Raw genomic sequence first — 18,626 nt, 5'->3', positions numbered from 1 at the left:
CCCTCCACGGCGTACCATGACGTGCCGTACACGAGGGGTGGGACCGTGGAGCACAGGGAAGTCGGCGCGTTGGTCCGGTCCGCTGTCGACGGCGACGCGGCGGCCTGGAAGGCGATCGTGGAGGGGCTGGGCCCCCTGGTGTGGTCCGTGGTGCGCGCGCACCGGCTCTCCGACGCCGACGCACACGAGGTCTGCCAGACGGTGTGGTTCCGCTTCGCCCAGCATCTGGGGCGGATCCGGGAACCGGAGAAGGCGGGGTCCTGGCTGGCCAGTACCGCGCGGCACGAGTGCCTGAAGGTGCACCGGAACGCGCGCAGGCTGATGCTGACGGACGATCCGCATCTGCTGGACCGGGTCAGCGAGGACGGCACGCCGGAGCAGTCGCTGCTGGAGTCGGAGGAGGCGGCCGCGCAGAGCGAACGCGTGCGGCGGCTGTGGCAGGAGTTCGAGGAACTCGGTGAGCGGTGCAGGGAGTTGCTGCGCGTGCTGATCGCCTCGCCGCCGCCCAGTTATCAGGAGGTGTCCGCCGCGCTCGGCATCGCGGTGGGCAGCATCGGTCCGCTCCGCCAGCGCTGTCTGCGCCGGCTGCGGGCCCGGCTCGAGGCACGGGGAGCATCGTGGACGACGTGAGCGACATGAGCGACATGAACGACGACGCGGAATTCGGCGACGACTTCGACACCGGGCTGCTGGAGGAGGAACTCCGGCAGGCGGCGGCCGTCCTGGACCCGATGCCTCCCGCCCTCCTCCAGGCCGCCGTGGACGCCTACGCGCTGCACGACCTCGACGCCCGCGTGGCCGAGCTGACCTTCGACTCGCTGGTCGACGCCCTTCCGGTCAGGGGAGCGACGGACGTGCCGCGCATGCTGACGTTCAGCGCGGGCGAGGTGACGCTGGACGTGGAGGTGAGCGCGCAGGGCCTGATGGGCCAGGTACTGCCGCCCCAGCCGGCCCGCATCGAGGTGCTCGGCGGCCCCCGTACGACCGCCGCGCTCACCGCCGACGGCATGGGCCGCTTCACCGCCGACACGGCCCCCTCCGGCCCGTTCGCCCTGCGCCTGCGCACCGGCGACGAGGTGGTCACCACGGAGTGGCTCCGAGCCTGACCCCTCCGGGGACGGCGGAGCAGCACGGACGGACGACACCGAGTCCGGCCCCGCCCCGCTGCCGCGGTGCTCCGGCCGCCTGGGCGGGAACTGGCCGACCGCACCCGGCGCAGACCGACCCGCTCCGGCCTCGCACCGACGCCCCCTGAGCCACCGGCGCACGGACGCCGGACCTGGGGCCCGGTGGGCGGCCGACCCGCGACGCCCCGCACGGGCGTCCCCGCCGTGCCGGGTGGCCGGGCCGGCCGCCCCTGACTGCGCCGCACCGCCAGGCCGGGCCCGCAGCACCGGAGCCGCCGGCCGCCCCCCACGGGCGGTCGCCGCCACGCCTGCCACCACAGCGCCGGGCGTCAGCCGGAGACCGCGTCGACCAGGGGTGGCGAGTGCCGAGGCGACGCGGTGCACACCGGGGCCCGCGCGGGCGTCTGCGTCGGAGCCCGGCGGTGGAGCCCGACCGTCCGGGACCGGGTTTCGTCGTCAGGTTGGAGCGGCGGCCGGTGCTGGATCCCGGGGGCTGTCCGCGTGCGGTGGCTCGCCACCGGTGCGGGCGGCTGGGGTCTGTACTGCCGTGACGCCGGGCGTCAGCCGGAGACCGCGTCGACCAGGGCGGCGACCGCCGAGGCGAGGCGGTGCATGCCGGGGCCCGCGGGGCCGCCCGCGTCGCCGGGCGGCTGGGACGGTGCGGGCCCCGGCCGTCCCCCGCGCGGGCGGTTGAGCCGGGGCCCGGCGGTGGAGCCCGACCGTTCCGGACCGGGCCCCGTCGTCGGGGTGGGCCGGTGCCGGTTCCCGGGGCCCGTCCGTGTGCGGTGGCCCGCCGCTGGATCGGGCGGCCGGGGTTCGTACTGCCGTGGCGCCGGGCGTCAGCCGGAGACCGCGTCGACCAGGGTGGCGAGTGCCGAGGCGGGGCGGTGTACGCGGGGGCCCGCGGGGCCGCCCGCGCCGCCCGGGCGGCCGGGGTTCGTACTGCCGTGGCGCCGGGCGTCAGCCGGAGACCGCGTCGACCAGGGTGGCGAGTGCCGAGGCGAGGTGGGGGAGGCCTGGGCCCGCGGGGCCGCCCGGTTCGGTCATGTAGGTGTCCCGGCGGATCTCCACCATCAGCGCGGACACCTCCGCCCGCTTCCCGTAGAACTCCAGCGGTACGTACGTCCCCGCGAACGGGCTGTCCAGCCCCGTCTCCCCGCACGGCGCGAACGCCTCTCGCGCGGCGTCGAGCAGCCCCTGTGGGGTGTGGAAGGGGTCGGTGCCCAGGCAGATCTCCGGCCGGGGCCCGTCGCCGTGCAGTTCGTAGGGCAGCGGCGCGCTCGGATACGAGTGCACGTCGATGATCACGGCCCGTCCGGTCGCCGCGAGCCGCCCGGCGACCGCCTCCGTCATCGCCCGCGCGTACGGCCGGAAGTACCGTTCGACCAGCGGCCCGGCGTCGAATCCGTCGGGCCGCAACACGTCCTTGTGCGTGGTCCGCGTGTAGACCGCGCCCATCCCCACCGCCAGCATCTCCTCCCGCTCGTCCGGGAACCGCTCCGGGTCGACGACCAGCCGCGACAGCCGGTTCACGAACCGCCACGGCACGGCACCGGCCGCCCGGGCCGCCGCCTCCGCGACCGACGCGGTGTGCGCGTCCGTGATGTGGTCCAGCTCCCGCTCCAGCCCGGAATCGTCCAGCACGATCCCGGACCGCACGTCGGCCGGTATCTCCCGCGCGGAGTGCGGGACATGCAGGATCACGGGGGAGTCCGCGTCACCGGGAAGGAACGCGAAGGACGGCGGGACATCGGTCATACGGCTGCTCCAGGGCGTTGTCAGTGGCACACGGAAGGATCAAGGTGCCACACCCCACTGACAACGCCGACGAACGAGGCCCCGCATGCCGATCAGCAACGAGCACATCGCAGCCCACCCGTTCCTGCGGGCCCTGTACCGGAGCGACTACTACCCCGACCATGTCGTGGACCGGGGCCGGGCGGTCCTGCTCGCCCTCTGCGCACGGATCGAGGCGGACCGGCCCGCCGGCCTCGCCGCGCTCTACGCCCTGACCCACGCCGCCACGGAGGAGTTCAACGACCTCCAGGCCGCGTTCGAGGCGGCCGGCAGTGAGATCGAGACGGTGGCCCGTGACGCGATAGGCGAGGAGTTCTGGTTCGTCGCCCGGGCCTACGGCTTCGCGGACGCCGACATCGAGGAGCTGATCGCCCCGCGCGAGTGGTGAACCGGCCCGCGGGGGGCATGGAACCGCCCCGGTCGGACGCATTGCCGACCGGGGCGGATCACAGGATCACCGGATCACAGGATCACCGGATCACCCGAAGGTGCTCGCGTCAGCTCAGGGACGCCAGTGCCTCGTTCCACGTGGTGGACGGGCGCATGACCTCGGCGGCCCTGGCCGGGTCGGGCTGGTAGTAGCCGCCGATCTCGGCCGGCTTGCCCTGGACGGCGTTCAGCTCCTCGACGATCTTCGCCTCGTTGGCGGCGAGCGCCTCGGCGAGCGGGGCGAAGGCCTTCGCCAGGTCCGCGTCGTCGGTCTGGGCGGCCAGCTCCTGCGCCCAGTACAGGGACAGGTAGAAGTGGCTGCCGCGGTTGTCGATGCCGCCGACGCGACGGGTCGGGGACTTGTCCTCGTTGAGGAAGGTCGCCGTGGCGCGGTCGAGGGTGTCGGCGAGAACCTTGGCACGGGCGTTGCCGGTGGCCGCCGCGTACTGCTCCAGCGACGGCACCAGCGCGAAGAACTCACCGAGCGAGTCCCAGCGCAGGTAGTTCTCCTTGACCAGCTGCTGCACGTGCTTCGGCGCCGAGCCGCCCGCACCCGTCTCGAACAGGCCGCCGCCCGCCATCAGCGGGACGACCGACAGCATCTTGGCGCTGGTGCCCAGCTCCAGGATCGGGAACAGGTCGGTGAGGTAGTCACGCAGCACGTTGCCGGTCACCGAGATGGTGTTCTCGCCGCGGCGGATGCGCTCCACCGACAGCTTGGTCGCCTCGACCGGGGACAGGACACGGATGTCCAGGCCCTCGGTGTCGTGCTCCGGCAGGTACTGCTCGACCTTGGCGATCAGGTTGGCGTCGTGCGCGCGGGTGGCGTCCAGCCAGAACACCGCCGGGTCGCCGGTGGCGCGCGCACGGGTGACGGCCAGCTTCACCCAGTCGCGGATCGGGGCGTCCTTGGTCTGGCAGGCGCGGAAGATGTCCCCGGCGGAGACGGCCTGCTCGATGACGGCGTTGCCGTCCGCGTCGACCAGCCGGACCGTGCCCGTGACGGGGATCTCGAAGGTCTTGTCGTGGCTGCCGTACTCCTCGGCCTTCTGCGCCATCAGACCGACGTTCGGCACCGAGCCCATGGTGGACGGGTCGTAGGCGCCGTTGGCCCGGCAGTCCTCGATCACGGCCTGGTAGACACCGGCGTAGCTGGAGTCCGGCAGGACGGCGAGGGTGTCGGCCTCCTGGCCGTCCGGGCCCCACATGTGACCGGAGGTGCGGATCATGGCCGGCATGGACGCGTCGACGATGACGTCCGAGGGCACGTGCAGGTTGGTGATGCCCTTGTCGGAGTCGACCATCGCCAGCTCGGGGCCCTCGGCGAGCTCCGCGTCGAAGGACGCCTTGATCTCCGCGCCCTCGGGCAGGGACTCCAGGCCCTTGTAGATGCCGCCCAGGCCGTCGTTCGGGGAGAGGCCGGCCGCGGCGAGCTTGTCGCCGTACTCGGCGAACGTCTTCGGGAAGAACGCGCGCACCACGTGGCCGAAGACGATCGGGTCGGAGACCTTCATCATCGTGGCCTTGAGGTGCACGGAGAACAGCACGCCCTCCTGCTTGGCGCGGGCGACCTGCGCGGTCAGGAACTCGCGCAGCGCGCCGACGCGCATCACGGAGGCGTCGACGACCTCGCCCGCGAGGACGGGTACGGACTCGCGCAGCACGGTGGTGGAGCCGTCGTCGCCCTTGAGCTCGATGCGCAGCGCGCCGTCCTCGGCGATGACGACCGACTTCTCGGTGGAGCGGAAGTCGTCCGTGCCCATGGTGGCGACGTTGGTCTTGGACTCGGGGGTCCAGGCGCCCATGCGGTGCGGGTGGTTCTTGGCGTAGTTCTTCACCGAGGCGGGGGCCCGGCGGTCGGAGTTGCCCTCACGCAGGACCGGGTTCACGGCGGAACCCTTGACCTTGTCGTAGCGGGCGCGGATCTCGCGCTCCTCGTCGGTCTTCGGGTCGTCCGGGTAGTCCGGCAGCGCGTAGCCCTGCTCCTTGAGCTCGGCCACCGCGGCCTTGAGCTGCGGGATCGACGCCGAGATGTTCGGCAGCTTGATGATGTTGGCCGCGGGCGTCTTCGCGAGCTCACCGAGCTCGGCGAGGGCGTCCGGGATGCGCTGGTCCTCGGTCAGGTACTCCGGGAACACGGCGATGATGCGTCCGGCCAGCGAGATGTCCCGCGTCTCCACGGCGACACCCGCCTGCGAGGCGTACGCCTGGACCACCGGCAGGAAGGAATACGTCGCCAGGGCCGGGGCCTCGTCAGTGTGCGTATAGATGATGGTCGAGTCAGTCACCGGGTGCTCCGCTCCACGTCTGCAACATTGCTCGACATCAAGATATCTTGTGACGGTCCCCGGCTCGACAGGGGTCCACGCCGACTTCCCGGCGATCTCCCGCCACACGGCCGCGCCGCCGCGGCGGGAGATCACCCGTGCGGCCCCGCGGACCGCCTGCTCGGCCCCGCGGGACCGCCTGACCGGCCCCGCGGAGCACCCGTCCGGCCCCGGCGGACCGCCCGTCGCGGACCTCAGATCGGCCGGGTGACGGTCATCTCGTCCGGCGCGGACTCCGCGTCCCGCTGCTGGGGGAACATCACCGCGCCCTGCTGGAGCGCCACCGTACGCGCGGGCGAGGGGATGCGGATGCCCTCCTCGCGGTAGCGGCGGTGCAGCCGCTTGATGAACTCGTGCTTGATCCGGTACTGGTCGCTGAACTCGCCCACGCCGAGGATCACGGTGAATCCGATGCGGGAGTCCCCGAAGGTGTGGAAGCGCACCGCCGGATCGTGCTCCGGCACGGCGCCGGTGATCTCGGTCATCACCTCGGCGACGACCTCCTTCGTCACCGCCTCCACCTGCTCCAGGTCGCTGTCGTACGACACCCCGACCTGCACCAGGATGGTCAGCTGCTGCTCGGGCCGCATGAAGTTGGTCATGTTCGTCTTGGCGAGCTGGCCGTTCGGGATGACCACGAGGTTGTTGGACAGCTCGCGGACGGTCGTCTGCCGCCAGTTGATGTCCTCGACATAGCCCTCCTCCCCGCTGCTCAGCCGGATGTAGTCACCGGGCTGCACGGTCTTGGAGGCGAGGATGTGGATGCCCGCGAACAGGTTGGCGAGCGTGTCCTGCAGCGCCAGGGCGACCGCGAGACCGCCGACGCCGAGCGCGGTGAGCAGCGGGGCGATGGAGATGCCGAGGGTCTGCAGGCCGACCAGGAAACCGATCGCCAGGACCAGGATCCTGGTGATGTTCATGAAGATGGTCGCCGATCCGGCGACACCGGAGCGGGCCTGGGTGACCGAGCGTACGAGGCCCGCGACGACCCGCGCGGCCGACACCGTGGCGGCGAAGATGACCAGCAGGGTCAGCACCTGGTTGACGTTGTGCTGCACGGTCCGGGTCAGCGGCAGCGCCGCCGCGGCGGAGGCCATGCCGCCCGCGACCGCCGCCCACGGCGCGATCATGCGCAGCGCGTCCACGAGGACGTCGTCACCGCGCCAGTTGGTGCGCTCCGCGTGCCGGCCCAGCCAGCGCAGCAGCATGCGGAGCAGGAACGCCGCCAGCAGGCCGGCGGCGAGGGCGATACCGGCGAACACCAGATCGTCCACGGTGAGCGGGCGGGTCACCGGCCACCTCCGGCGCATGCCCGGGCCGACGGGGGTATGTGAAGTCGTGTCACGTGGTCACCTGCTCGAGGTCATCGGGATGTGCGTGGGTGCCGGCCGTCCTGACCCGCGGTCGGCACGACCGCTCATCCTGCCGTATCCCGCAGGGCAGTTCGTACCACGACGGTCCACCACCGGTCCCCGAACGAGCCGTGCCGCCCCCCGCGACAGACCCCCGCCCCGCACCCCGGCGGCGGCAGTCACCCCGAACCCGGCGTCCTTCCCGGGGTACCGCCCTTGACCTCAATCATGGTCGAGGTTCTACCTTCGCACTCATGAGCATGGAGACCACAGCGTGGACACAGCTGCGCGGCGTCATGTCCGCCGAGGACGAGCACCACCCCGTGACGCGGGCGACGCTGCGCCGTATCGCCGCCTTCGCCCGCCCGCACCGCCGCCGGCTCACCCTGTTCGTGCTGCTCGGCACGGCGACCGCGGCACTCGCCGTCGCCACCCCCGTGCTCGCCGGGCGGGTGGTGGACACCATCGTGTCCGGCGGGGACGGGGCCACCGTCGTCCGCCTCGCCCTGCTCATCGCGCTCATCGCGATCGTGGAGGCCGCCCTCGGCATCCTCGGCCGGAGACTGTCGGCGGCGCTCGGCGAGGAACTCATCCTCGATCTGCGGACGGCGGTGTTCGACCATGTCCAACGCATGCCCGTCGCGTTCTTCACACGCACCCGAACGGGAGCGCTGGTCTCCCGTCTCAACAACGACGTCATCGGCGCCCAACGGGCCTTCAGCAACACGCTGTCGACCGTCGTCGGCAACATCGTCACCCTGGTGCTCACCCTCGCGGTGATGCTCACCCTGTCCTGGCGGATCACGCTGCTGGCGCTGGTGCTGCTGCCGGTGTTCGTGGTCCCGGCCCGCCGGATGGGCCGCCGCATGGCCGGCATGCAGCGCGAGGCCGCCGCCCTGAACGCGGCCATGGGCACCCGTATGACCGAGCGGTTCTCCGCGCCCGGCGCCACCCTGGTGAAACTGTTCGGCCGCCCCGAGGAGGAGTCGGAGGAGTTCGCGGTGCGCGCCCGCCGGGTCCGTGACATCGGCGTCCGTACGGCCACGGCGCAGACGGTGTTCATCACCGCGCTGACCCTGGTCTCGGCCCTCGCCCTGGCCCTGGTCTACGGGCTCGGCGGGCGGCTCGCGCTCAGCGGCGTCCTGGAGCCGGGCGCGGTGGTGGCGCTGGCGCTGCTGCTGACCCGGCTGTACGCACCGCTCACCTCACTGGCCGGGGCGCGGGTGGAGGTGATGAGCGCGCTGGTCAGCTTCGAGCGGGTCTTCGAGATCCTGGACCTCGAGCCGCTGATCACGGAGCGGCCGGACGCCCGCGAGGTGCCCGAGGGCCCGGTCTCCGTCGAGTTCGACGACGTCCGCTTCGGCTACCCGTCCGCCGAGAAGGTCTCCCTGGCCTCCCTGGAGGAGGTCGCCGCCCTCGACCCGCGCGGCGGCGAGGAGGTCCTGCACGGCATCTCCTTCCGCGCCGAGCCGGGGCAGACCGTCGCCCTCGTCGGCTCCTCCGGCGCGGGCAAGTCGACCGTCGCGGCCCTGCTGCCGCGGCTGTACGACGTCGACTCGGGCGCCGTACGCGTGGGCGGCGTCGACGTCCGCGACCTGACCGCCGCGTCGCTGCGCGCCACCCTCGGCATGGTCACCCAGGACGGACACCTCTTCCACGACACCGTCCGCGCCAATCTGCTGCTCGCCCGGCCGGACGCGACCGAGCCCGACCTGTGGGACGCCCTGCGCAGGGCGCGCCTGGAGACCCTCGTACGGGCCCTGCCCGACGGCCTGGACACGATGGTCGGAGAACGCGGCTACCGGCTCTCCGGCGGGGAACGCCAGCGCATGACCATCGCGCGGTTGCTGCTGGCCCGCCAGCGGGTCGTCATCCTGGACGAGGCCACCGCCCATCTGGACAACACCTCCGAGGCCGCGGTCCAGGAGGCGCTCGGCGAGGCACTTCAGGGCAGGACGGCGGTGGTGATCGCGCACCGGCTGTCCACGGTCCGCGCGGCCGACCTCATCCTGGTGGTCGAGGCCGGCCGGATCGTGGAACGCGGCACGCACCGGCAGCTGCTCGCCGCCGGGGGCCGCTACGCCGAGCTGCACCGCACCCAGTTCGCCCACGCTCCGGCGGGAGAAGCCCCGCAGGACGGGCGCGGCGAGCCGGCGGCGGCGTAGGACTCCCCGCCGCGGCAGCACGCCGCCGCCGGCCCGGGAAACGGGGCCGGCGGCGGCGTGCGTACGGTTACTTCACCGCGCCGGTGGCCTTCGCGCGGCCCGCCTCCTTCACGGCGCCGGACCTGGCCCGGCCGGACCCGCCGCGGGAACGGCCGCGACCACGGCCCCGCCCCCGGCCGCCCTTGCCGTCACCGGAGTGCGCCTCGAGCTCGATGGCGAGCGGCGAGGCGGTCAGCACCGACGAGTACGTGCCCACGAGCATGCCGATCAGCAGGGCGAGCGCGAAGTCGGTGAGCGAGTCGCCGCCCAGCAGCGCCAACGCGGCCAGAATGAAGATCACACCGATACCGGTGTTGACCGTCCGCGGCACCGTCTGCAGGATCGCCTGGTTGGTGACCTGCGCCAACGGCTCCTTGGGCTCCTTCCGCCACAGCTCGCGGATGCGGTCGAAGACCACCACGGAGTCGTTCACCGAGTAACCGATCACGGTGAGCAGCGCGGCCAGGAACACCCCGTCGATCGGCTTGCCCAGCCAGGCGAAGATGCCGGTGACGATGACCACGTCGTGGGCGAGCGCGGCCACCGCTCCGGTGCCGAACATCCAGCGGAACCGGAAGGCCAGGTACACCAGCTGGGCGGCGAGGGCCAGACCGAGCGCGATCAGCGCGTTGCGGCGCAGCTCGTCGCCGAGGCTCGGGCCGATCAGCTCGTCCCGGACCTTCTCCGCCCCGCCGCCGACCTCGTCGATCGCCTCGGCGACCTCGACCGCCTCGGCGTTGGTCAGCTCCTCGGTGCGCACCGTCAGGTTGTTGTCGCCGGAGGACTGCACGACGGCCTGCGGGAAACCGGCGTCGGCCAGCGCCTCGCGGGCGCGGTCCGGGTCGACGGTGGTGCTGGTGGAGTACTCGATCAGCCGGCCGCCGGTGAACTCCACACCGAAGTTCAGCCCGCGCACCACGATGCCCGCGGCGGCGACGGTGAGGACGACGGCGGACACGGCGAGCCAGCGGCGCGGACGCCGCATCAGCTGCGGATTGCGGCGGGTGAGGTACCTGCGGACCCGGCCGATGGAGGCCAGACCGGTGAACGCCGGCCGCCGGTGCACCCACTTGCGGGCCACGGCGAACTCGGCCAGCACCCGGGTGATCACCAGGGCGCTGACCATGGACGCGATGACACCGATGCCCAGGGTGACGCCGAAGCCCTTCACCGGGCCGGACGCCAGCAGGAACAGCAGCACGGCCGCGATCAGCGTGGTGACGTTGGAGTCCGCGATGGCGCTGAACGCGCCCTTGAAACCGGCGGTCAGGGCCGAGCGGCTGCTGGGCCGGTTGCGCTTGCCGTACTCCTCCCGGGCCCGTTCGAAGACCAGCACGTTGGCGTCCACCGCCATACCGATGGCCAGCACGAAACCGGCCAGACCGGGCAGGGTCAGCGTGGCGCCGAGCGCCGCCAGACCGGCGTAGGCGATCAGGCCGTAGCAGGCCAGGGCCAGCGTGGCCAGCACACCCATCAGCCGGTAGACGACGATGATGAAGATCGCGGTCAGCGCGGTGCCGACGACGGCCGCCCAGGCACTCGCCTCGATGGCCTCGGCGCCCAGCGTCGGGCCGACCGTCCGCTGCTCGACCGTCTCGACCGGCACCGGAAGGGCGCCGCCCTTGACCAGCAGGGCCAGTTCCTTGGCCTCGTCGCTGGTGAAGGAACCGGTGATCTGCGTGGACCCGCCGGTGATGCCCGCGCCGCAGGAGACGGACGGGTCGACCTGGGGCGAGGAGATGATCTTGTCGTCCAGGACGATCGCGACCCGGCGCTTCGGGTCACCCGCGGGGTGGCAGGCGGCCTCACCGGTCAGCTTGGCCCAGCCCTTGTCGTCCTTGAAGTCCACCATGACGTGCCAGCCGGCGCCGGTCTGCTGGTCGAAGAGCGCCTCGGCGTCCTCGACGTCCTGGCCGCTGAGGGACGCGGGGGCGAGCCGCAGCCGTTCACCGGACTCGTCGGGAAGGATCTGCTCGCCCTTCTCCGCCGGCTTGTCCGCCTCGGTGGCGGCGCCGAGCACCGAGTGGACGGAGAGCTGGGCCGTACGGCCCAGGACGTCGGCGGCCTGCCGCGGGTCCTGCAGACCGGGCAGCTCGACGATGATCCGGTTCTCGCCGGAGCGGACGATGCTCGGTTCGGCCACACCGAGCGCGTCGACGCGCCCGCGCAGCACCTCCAGGGTGCGGTCGGTGGCCTCCCCGTCGGCCTTCACGGTCTCGGTGGAACGGGTCTCCAGCACGATCTGGGTGCCGCCCCGCAGATCCAGACCCAGACGGACCGGAACGGTGACGGCGATGAACACGGATGCGGCGATCACGGCGAGCGCGAACAACGCCCTGAAGCGGGCGGGACGTTTCACAGATGCCTCCAGCAGGCACGCGGAAAGAGGGAACGGGGAATGTCAGGTGCTGGAGGCGGCGGGCGGAGCCCGCCCCAGGTCCGACGGCACGTACGCGGCCGCGTACGGCACGTGCCCGGCCACCGGCGCGGGCCGCGCCGGCCGGGGCGGTATCGACGGCGCGTACGCCGCGGTGAACAGCAGATGCCCGGCGTGCACCGTCCGCTCACCGGCATCCCGCTCCAGCCGGGTGAGCAGGGCACGGGCACAGACGTAGGCGTCGTCGCTGTACGGACGGGTGTCGGAGGAGTACGACGCCGGGGCGGGCGACGCCGGGGGAGCGGACGCCCCGGCCCGGGCGGCGAACTCGACACCGCCGGTGACGCCCAGGGCCAGCAGCACGGCCGCGAACGCGGCGAAGCCGGCCGCGGCAGCACGGAGCGTGAGGCGGGGGGAGTGCCCCCGCGGGTCGGCGGTCAAGGTTCGACGAGCCCGGCGCGAATGGCGTAACGGGTCAGCTCGAGCCGGTCCCGCAGCCCCAGCTTGTGCAGCAGGTTCTCGCGGTGCCGCTGCACCGTCTTGATGCTGATGAACAGCAGCTCGGCGATCTCCTTCGACGAGTGGCCCTCGGCGACGAGCTTCAGCACCTCCTCCTCGCGGGGCGTCAGCAGCTGCTCGGGCGCCTCCTCCCCGTGCCGCACCCGGTCGAGGTAGTTGCGGATCAGGGCGGTGACCGCCCCCGGGTACAGGAACGGCTCGTCCCGCATCGCGGCCCGGCAGGCGGCGACCAGATCACGGTCGGCGACGGACTTCAGCACATAGCCGCCCGCACCCGCCTTCAGCGCCTGGAACAGATACTGCTCGTTGTCGTGCATGGTCAGCATCAGGATGCGCAGCCCCGGCTTCAGCGCGGTCAGCTCACGCGCGGCCTGCAGACCGGTCAGCCGCGGCATGGCGATGTCCAGGACCGCCAGGTCGACGTCATGGGTACGGGCCATGGCGATCGCCTCCGCACCGTCACCGGCCTCGGCCACCACCTCCAGGTCCGGCTCCCGGTCGAGGATGAGCCGGACGCCACGCCGCACCAGCGCGTGGTCGTCGGCGAGCAGGATCCGGATCTTCGGCTGCGCCCGCTGATCCGCGGGGGGTTCCTGATGGGTCATGACTGCTTCCTGACGGCGGGCACGGTGAGGCGGATACGTGTCCCGGTTCCTGTGACGGAGGTGACGGAGGTCCTGTCCGGGCTCCTGATGTCCAGCTCGGCCCCGATCAGCAGCGCCCGCTCCCGCATCCCGCGAAGACCGGCACCCTCCTGGGCGGCACCGATGCCGCGCCCGTCGTCGGCCACCTCGAGGACGACACCGCCGCCGTCCCCGCGCAGGCTCACCTCCACGCTCCGCGCCTCCGCATGCCGGGCGGCGTTGGTCAGACTCTCCTGCGCCACACGGTAGATCACCAACTCCGTCTCGTGGTCCAGCACCGGAAGATCGGCGTCGAAGCGGCGCCGCACGAGCAGCCCGGTGTGCGTGGCGAACTCGGTGGCCAGCGAGGTCACCGCACTGACCAGGCCGAGGTCGTCCAGGACGCCCGGACGCAGCCGCCGCACCAGCCGGCGGACCTCGTCGAGGCTCTCCCGGGTGATCTCCTGCGCCTGCTGGAGCTCACCGCGCAGCGGCTCGGCCGCCTCGTCCGAGGCCCGCTTCAGGGCCAGCAGCACGGCGGTCATGCTCTGCCCGACCTCGTCGTGCAGCTCCTGGGCGATACGGCGCCGCTCGCCCTCCTGGGCCAGGATGGCACGGGCGCTGCTCGCGACGCGCTCCGCCTCCAGCCGCTCCAGCATCGCGTTGAAGGAGCTGACCAGCTCGGCCACCTCTCCGCCCCCGCGTTCGGGCAGCCGCTGGCCCGGGCGCAGCAGGTCGACGGTGGACATCAGCCGGGTCACCCGGTCCAGGGGGGTCAGCCCGATGCGCAGCAGCGCCGCGTTGGCCACCAGCATGACCGCGAGTCCGCCCACGAGGACGACCGCCTCGGTGAGCAGCACCGGTACGGAGACGGTCACCGGAGCCAACAGCAGCAGCGCGGTGGCACTGCCCAGCACCACCGCGTTGAGCCCGAAGATCCGCCAGTACAGGGACACGGAGGTCACGCCTTCCTCTTTCTTGTCTGCCTCTACTGTCGGTCACCGCGCATTCTCCCGCGGCGGCGGCCCCCGTCGTCCCGGCGGACAAGCGGGAAGTGTGCACCACCGGGGCCGCCCCGGTCGATGGGCCGCACACCCCATTTTCGGCGGCCCGCCCGGCCCACGCCGCACGGGGTGGGTCCTCGGACCCGTCACAGATGGGTACCGCGCCCAATGGGCCCCAAGCCGGAAAAGGGCGAGGCTGAGGACAACATCCGTACGTCATGAGGAGGCCCCTCCGTGTCGCTCGACCTGCCCCGCACCGAACCGCGCTCCGTTCTCCCGGCCGCGGACGAGGTCCGTCAGCGGCTCGAACACGCCCGAACGACCCGTCTCGCGCAGCTCAAGGCTCTCGACGAAACCGGTCAGAGCCCCGGCGACCACCTGATGTCCAACCAGGTCGACGCCATCAAGCGCGTCCTCACGGAGATCGACGAGGCCTTCGCCCGGGTCGAGGACGGCACCTACGGCACCTGCCTCGGCTGCTCCAAGTCGGTCCCGCCGGAGCGGCTGGAGATCCTGCCCCACACCCGGTACTGCGTCGCCTGCCAGAGCCGCGCGGCCTGACCCGCCACCGTCCCGTTCCTCCCCGCTCTGCCCAAGGGGTGCAGTGGTGACCCACCAGACCATCGGCGAGCGCGACACCGTCCTCACCCCCGAGGACCTGGCCGCGCTGCGCGAGAACCTGCACGAGCAGCGGCTGTTCCGACAGGAGCAGCTGCGGCAGTTCGCCTCCACGACCCGCGACGACGACCGTCGCCGGCGGGCGGACGCCGCCCAGATCGAGGTCGGCGTCAAACTCGCCGCCTCCGCGCGCATGGTGCTCGCCGACGTCGAGGCGGCGCTCGCCCGGATGGACTCCGGGAGCTACGGCACCTGTCATCTCTGCCGCCGCCAGGTCGAACGCCACCGCCTGCTGATCGTCCCCCAGGCCCGCTACTGCGGGCGCTGCCAGCAGGTGAGGGAGGCCGGCCGGTGACCGTGATCCGGCACCCCCGGCCGGCTCCCGTGCGTCACCGGCACTGGCCGCTGTGCCGGCGCTGCTCAGGTATCGCTCTCGACCTGGGCAGCGCCCGCACTCGCGCGTGGATCGCGGGACGGGGCATGGTCCTCGACGTCCCCACCGTGACCTTCCCGGGCACCGGTGCCGTCCACCCCATCCAGCGCGGCACCATCGTCGACACCGCCGGCACGGCCCGCATGCTGGACCGGCTGCTCGGGCACCGGATGCCCAGGATCGGCCGCCCGATGGTCGTCGTCACGGCACCCGTCCTGGACGGACTCGCCTTCCGGACCGCGGCCCGTACGGCCGTGGAGATCCTCCGCCCGCGCTCCGTGGTGACGGTTCCCGGCGCACGGGCGGTGGCCCTGGCCGCGGGCGCCGACCACATCCGCCCGCTGCTGGTCGTCGACATCGGCGCCCACCTCACCGAGGTGGTGCTGCTCGCGGACGGCGCGGTGACCGACGCCCGCCGCACCGCGCTCGGCACCGGCGACCTCTCCGACGGCACGGAACCCGGACTCATCACCGAAGCGGTCACCGGGATGGTGACGGCGATGCTGCGACAGGACCGCACCGCCCTCACCCGCACCGCCCTGCGCCGTGGCGTCCTGCTGGCCGGCGGCGGCGCGCTGCGCCCCGACATCACCCGCGACCTGCCCGACGGCCTCGGCTGCGCGGTCCAGCCGGTGCCGTCCCCGCACACCGCCGCCGTCCGGGGCGCCGCCGGGCTCCTCGCCGCCGCCCACCACCACCCCTCCGTCACCGGAGCGCCCTGAACCCCGGCCGCCTGCGACCACGAAGGGAGAGACCACGTGGCGGGTGAGAGACCTCCGGCACCGCAGGCCCCCGGCCCGCCCCCGCGCGTTCTGCCGTGGCGCCGGCGCCACAACCCCCTGCGCCGTCGCACCGACCGGCTGCGCACCTGGATCGGCCTCGGCGTGCTGGTCACCGTCCTGGCCGTGGCGCCCGTGGCCGCCGTCCTCGTCGGCGACGCCGCCCGCGGCCACTACGAGGAGACCGCCCGCCACCAGCTCCAGACCCGGTACGAGACGGACGCGACGCTCATCCGGGACGCGCCCCGCCACCCGGAGCCGGGCTCGGACGAGGAGAAGCACACCCGCTACCCGGTCGAGGTCCGGGTCGTCACCCGCGAGGGCCGCACCCGCACCACACGCGCGGAGGTCCGCCCCGGACTGACCGCCGACAACACGGTACGCATCTGGATCACCTCCGACGGCGAGGCGACGGAGCCTCCGCTGACGTCCAAGGAGGTCCGCAGCCGCACCATCGGCTGGTCCCTCCTCGCCGCCGTGGGCGTCGCGCTCACCGGCGCCGCCGCCCACCTCCTGACCGGCCTGGTGCTGCGCCGCCGCGACCTCGCCCGCTGGGACACGGCCTGGGCGGAGACGGCCCCCCGCTGGACGACACCCACGTGAGCCGGCGCCACCGTTCCGACGGGAACGCGTGGCGGTCGCCGGTCGCCGAGCCCGGACGCCGAACTGGCGCCCGGGCTCCGGTGTGTGGTGTGCGACCAGCCCCGTCGAAAGTTTCGCGTCCGCATTCATGGTCTTCGCAGGTGTGGAGTCCGCTGGAGTTGAACCCCTCTGATCGACCGGTTCATCAGCCGCTATCACCTGGGGTTACGTGATTCCTTCTCGTTTCCCGATCAAGCGAAGATTTCGAAACATTCACCGAAACTGTTGACGGTTGACGCGCACAGGCCAACACTGTCCGGCATCGACCTCCCCCCACCGAGCCGTCACAGGAGGCGCACCACATGAACGTGTTCGCCCACCCCGGGGGCCGTAGACGCGGCCGTCCGATGCTCAGCGTCCATCGTGTCTGGACCGTCGTGCTGGCCGCCGTCAGCGCCCTGCTCCTGACCGCCACCACCGCGACCGCCGCTCCGGTCATCTCCACGAACCAGACCGGCACCAACAACGGCTGGTGGTACTCGTTCTGGACCGACGCCCAGGGAACCGTCTCCATGGACCTGGGCTCCGGCGGCGGTTACAGCACCCAGTGGAGCAACACCGGCAACTTCGTCGCCGGCAAGGGCTGGAGCACCGGCGGCCGCAAGACCGTCAACTACTCCGGCAGCTTCAACCCGTCCGGCAACGCGTACCTGACGCTCTACGGATGGACCACCGGCCCGCTCATCGAGTACTACATCGTCGACAACTGGGGCACCTACCGGCCCACGGGTGAGTACAAGGGCACCGTCACCAGCGACGGCGGCACGTACGACATCTACAAGACGACCCGGCACAACGCCCCCTCCATCGAGGGCACCAGGACCTTCGACCAGTACTGGAGCGTCCGGCAGTCCAAGCGCACGGGCGGCACCATCACCAGCGGCAACCACTTCGACGCCTGGGCCCGCCACGGCATGAACCTGGGCAACCACAACTACATGATCATGGCCACCGAGGGCTACCAGAGCAGCGGCAGGTCCAACATCACCGTGAGCGAGGGCTCCGGCGGTGGCGGTGGCGGTGGCGGCGGTGGCGGCGGTGGCAACACCGGCGGCTGCACCGCGACCCTGTCGGCCGGTCAGCAGTGGGGCGACCGGTACAACCTCAACGTCTCCGTGAGCGGCGCCGACGACTGGACCGTGACGATGCGGGTCCCCTCCCCGGCGAAGGTCTCCTCCACCTGGAACGTCAGCGCGTCCTACCCCGACGCCCAGACGCTCGTCGCCAAGTCCAACGGCAGCGGCAACAACTGGGGCGCCACGATCCAGACCAACGGCAACTGGACCTGGCCGTCGGTCTCCTGCAGCGCCGGCTGACCCGCGCACGAGGAGGACCCCTCAGATGAGCACCGGAAAACGACAGCCGGTCACCCGGTACCTGGTCCCGGGCCTGGCCGTCGCCGCACTGACCGTGGCGGGAACCGCGACCTCGGCCGTCCACGCGCCCGAGGCGCGGGCGGCCGCCTGCAACGGCTACGTCGGACTCACCTTCGACGACGGTCCGTCGACCGGCTCCACCACCAGGCTGCTCGACGCGCTCGGGCAGAACGGACTGCGGGCCACGATGTTCAACCAGGGCCAGTACGCCGCCGCCAACCCCTCCCTGGTGAGGGCCCAGGTCGACGCCGGCATGTGGGTCGCCAACCACAGTTACACCCACCCCCACATGACCCGGCTGAGCCAGTCCCAGATGGACTCGGAGATCGCCCGCACCCAGCAGGCGATCGCGAACGCCGGCGGCGGCACACCGAAACTGTTCCGGCCGCCGTACGGCGAGACCGACGCGACGCTGCGCGCCGTCCAGGCCAAGTACGGCCTGACCGAGGTCATCTGGGACGTCGACTCGCAGGACTGGAACAACGCGAGCACCGACGCCATCGTGCAGGCGGCCTCCCGGCTCACCGACGGCCAGGTGATCCTGATGCACGACTGGCCGGCCAACACCATCGCCGCGATCCCGCGGATCGCGCAGAACCTCGCCTCCCGGGGCCTGTGTTCCGGCATGATCTCCCCGCGGACCGGCCGCGCGGTGGCCCCCGACGGCTCCGGCGGCGGGGGAGGAGGGGGCGGTGGCGGCGGTGGCTCGTGCGCCGCGACCCTGTCGGCGGGCAGCCGCTGGGGCGACCGCTACAACCTCGACGTCTCCGTCAGCGGCGCCGACAACTGGACCGTGACCATGAACGTGCCGTCACCGGCGAAGGTCTCGGCGACCTGGAACGTCAGCGCCTCCTACCCCGACAGTCAGACGCTCGTCGCCCAGTCCAACGGCAGCGGCAACCGTTGGGGGGTGACGATCCGGACCAACGGCAACTGGACCTGGCCGACGGTCTCCTGCACCACCGGCTGAACCGCCGAACCGGGAGCGAGCCGCGGCACGCACCACGCCGCGGCTCGCC

17 protein-coding genes are annotated in these 18,626 nt (G+C 72.4%); 10 read left to right on the top strand and 7 right to left on the bottom strand.

Annotated elements, in window-relative coordinates; genetic code table 11:
• Positions 1-45 precede the first annotated feature (45 nt).
• Both ACZ434_RS13760 and ACZ434_RS13755 read left to right on the top strand, forming a co-directional pair.
• Positions 46-630 (top strand): RNA polymerase sigma factor, encoded by a 585-nt coding sequence (locus ACZ434_RS13760; protein WP_468455161.1) that lies wholly within the window; start codon positions 46-48, stop codon positions 628-630.
• 5 nt (positions 631-635) lie between these two features.
• The gene (locus ACZ434_RS13755) at positions 636-1,106 is read left to right on the top strand and encodes a hypothetical protein (protein WP_468455313.1); all 471 of its coding nucleotides are present in this window, start codon (positions 636-638) and stop codon (positions 1,104-1,106) included.
• A 981-nt stretch (positions 1,107-2,087) separates the two neighbouring features.
• On the opposite strand, the gene ACZ434_RS13750 is transcribed toward ACZ434_RS13755, so the two are convergent.
• Positions 2,088-2,885 carry an N-formylglutamate amidohydrolase gene (locus tag ACZ434_RS13750; protein WP_468455159.1) on the bottom strand — a complete coding sequence of 266 codons (798 nt, stop codon included), beginning with the start codon at positions 2,883-2,885 and terminating at the stop codon, positions 2,088-2,090.
• A gap of 85 nt (positions 2,886-2,970) precedes the next feature.
• Here ACZ434_RS13750 and ACZ434_RS13745 point away from each other — a divergent pair, with 85 nt between their 5' ends.
• Complete coding sequence (locus ACZ434_RS13745; RefSeq protein WP_468455157.1) at positions 2,971-3,312, top strand: DUF5713 family protein; 342 nt, start codon at positions 2,971-2,973, stop codon at positions 3,310-3,312.
• Positions 3,313-3,421: 109 nt separating this feature from the next.
• Here the strand turns inward: ACZ434_RS13745 and ACZ434_RS13740 are convergent, their stop codons facing one another.
• Together ACZ434_RS13740 and ACZ434_RS13735 are read right to left on the bottom strand one after the other, a co-directional pair.
• The gene (locus ACZ434_RS13740; protein WP_468455155.1) at positions 3,422-5,641 is read right to left on the bottom strand and encodes an NADP-dependent isocitrate dehydrogenase; all 2,220 of its coding nucleotides are present in this window, start codon (positions 5,639-5,641) and stop codon (positions 3,422-3,424) included.
• Positions 5,642-5,874: 233 nt separating this feature from the next.
• Positions 5,875-6,972 carry a mechanosensitive ion channel family protein gene (locus tag ACZ434_RS13735; RefSeq protein ID WP_468455153.1) on the bottom strand — a complete coding sequence of 366 codons (1,098 nt, stop codon included), beginning with the start codon at positions 6,970-6,972 and terminating at the stop codon, positions 5,875-5,877.
• Between the two features lie 320 nt (positions 6,973-7,292).
• Here ACZ434_RS13735 and ACZ434_RS13730 point away from each other — a divergent pair, with 320 nt between their 5' ends.
• On the top strand, positions 7,293-9,197 hold the full coding sequence (locus tag ACZ434_RS13730) for an ABC transporter ATP-binding protein (RefSeq protein ID WP_468455311.1): 1,905 nt from the start codon (positions 7,293-7,295) through the stop codon (positions 9,195-9,197).
• Positions 9,198-9,264: 67 nt separating this feature from the next.
• Here ACZ434_RS13730 and secD read toward each other — a convergent pair whose 3' ends face one another.
• From secD to ACZ434_RS13710, 4 genes are read right to left on the bottom strand one after another with little or no spacing between them, the layout of a single operon-like run.
• A complete protein-coding gene (secD, locus tag ACZ434_RS13725; protein ID WP_468455151.1) occupies positions 9,265-11,595 on the bottom strand; it encodes a protein translocase subunit SecD in 2,331 nt (776 codons plus the stop codon).
• A gap of 42 nt (positions 11,596-11,637) precedes the next feature.
• Positions 11,638-12,054 (bottom strand): hypothetical protein, encoded by a 417-nt coding sequence (locus ACZ434_RS13720; RefSeq protein ID WP_468455149.1) that lies wholly within the window; start codon positions 12,052-12,054, stop codon positions 11,638-11,640.
• Entirely contained in the window at positions 12,051-12,737 is a 687-nt protein-coding gene (locus ACZ434_RS13715; protein ID WP_468455147.1) for a response regulator, read from the bottom strand. The genes ACZ434_RS13720 and ACZ434_RS13715 overlap by 4 nt, the downstream gene beginning before the upstream one ends.
• Positions 12,734-13,720 carry a HAMP domain-containing sensor histidine kinase gene (locus ACZ434_RS13710; protein WP_468455145.1) on the bottom strand — a complete coding sequence of 329 codons (987 nt, stop codon included), beginning with the start codon at positions 13,718-13,720 and terminating at the stop codon, positions 12,734-12,736. The genes ACZ434_RS13715 and ACZ434_RS13710 overlap by 4 nt, the downstream gene beginning before the upstream one ends.
• 273 nt (positions 13,721-13,993) lie before the next feature.
• Between ACZ434_RS13710 and ACZ434_RS13705 the strand changes: the two genes are divergently transcribed.
• From ACZ434_RS13705 to ACZ434_RS13680, 6 genes are all read left to right on the top strand, one after another.
• Positions 13,994-14,320 carry a TraR/DksA family transcriptional regulator gene (locus tag ACZ434_RS13705; RefSeq protein ID WP_468455143.1) on the top strand — a complete coding sequence of 109 codons (327 nt, stop codon included), beginning with the start codon at positions 13,994-13,996 and terminating at the stop codon, positions 14,318-14,320.
• A gap of 43 nt (positions 14,321-14,363) precedes the next feature.
• Positions 14,364-14,732, top strand: a complete 369-nt coding sequence (locus ACZ434_RS13700; protein ID WP_468455141.1) for a TraR/DksA family transcriptional regulator — start codon at positions 14,364-14,366, stop codon at positions 14,730-14,732.
• Positions 14,729-15,532 carry a rod shape-determining protein gene (locus ACZ434_RS13695; protein ID WP_468455139.1) on the top strand — a complete coding sequence of 268 codons (804 nt, stop codon included), beginning with the start codon at positions 14,729-14,731 and terminating at the stop codon, positions 15,530-15,532. The genes ACZ434_RS13700 and ACZ434_RS13695 overlap by 4 nt, the downstream gene beginning before the upstream one ends.
• Positions 15,533-15,568: 36 nt before the next feature.
• Positions 15,569-16,192 (top strand): Rv1733c family protein, encoded by a 624-nt coding sequence (locus ACZ434_RS13690; protein ID WP_468455137.1) that lies wholly within the window; start codon positions 15,569-15,571, stop codon positions 16,190-16,192.
• A gap of 341 nt (positions 16,193-16,533) precedes the next feature.
• Entirely contained in the window at positions 16,534-17,547 is a 1,014-nt protein-coding gene (locus tag ACZ434_RS13685; protein WP_468455135.1) for a glycoside hydrolase family 11 protein, read from the top strand.
• Positions 17,548-17,572: 25 nt separating this feature from the next.
• Positions 17,573-18,577 carry a polysaccharide deacetylase family protein gene (locus ACZ434_RS13680; RefSeq protein WP_468455133.1) on the top strand — a complete coding sequence of 335 codons (1,005 nt, stop codon included), beginning with the start codon at positions 17,573-17,575 and terminating at the stop codon, positions 18,575-18,577.
• The last annotated feature ends 49 nt before the right edge of the window (positions 18,578-18,626 follow it).

This window comes from Streptomyces sp. NPDC030893 (assembly GCF_055571535.1).
Note: the sequence above shows the minus strand (reverse complement) of the source record. Positions and strands in the feature narration are given on the sequence as shown.

Coding starts and splice junctions, on each gene's coding strand:
- ACZ434_RS13755 (WP_468455313.1), top strand. CDS start 636: ATGAGCGACATGAACGACGACGCGGAATTCGGCGACGACTTCGACACC.
- ACZ434_RS13750 (WP_468455159.1), bottom strand. CDS start 2,885: ATGACCGATGTCCCGCCGTCCTTCGCGTTCCTTCCCGGTGACGCGGAC.
- ACZ434_RS13745 (WP_468455157.1), top strand. CDS start 2,971: ATGCCGATCAGCAACGAGCACATCGCAGCCCACCCGTTCCTGCGGGCC.
- ACZ434_RS13730 (WP_468455311.1), top strand. CDS start 7,293: ATGGAGACCACAGCGTGGACACAGCTGCGCGGCGTCATGTCCGCCGAG.
- ACZ434_RS13715 (WP_468455147.1), bottom strand. CDS start 12,737: ATGACCCATCAGGAACCCCCCGCGGATCAGCGGGCGCAGCCGAAGATC.
- ACZ434_RS13685 (WP_468455135.1), top strand. CDS start 16,534: ATGAACGTGTTCGCCCACCCCGGGGGCCGTAGACGCGGCCGTCCGATG.
- ACZ434_RS13680 (WP_468455133.1), top strand. CDS start 17,573: ATGAGCACCGGAAAACGACAGCCGGTCACCCGGTACCTGGTCCCGGGC.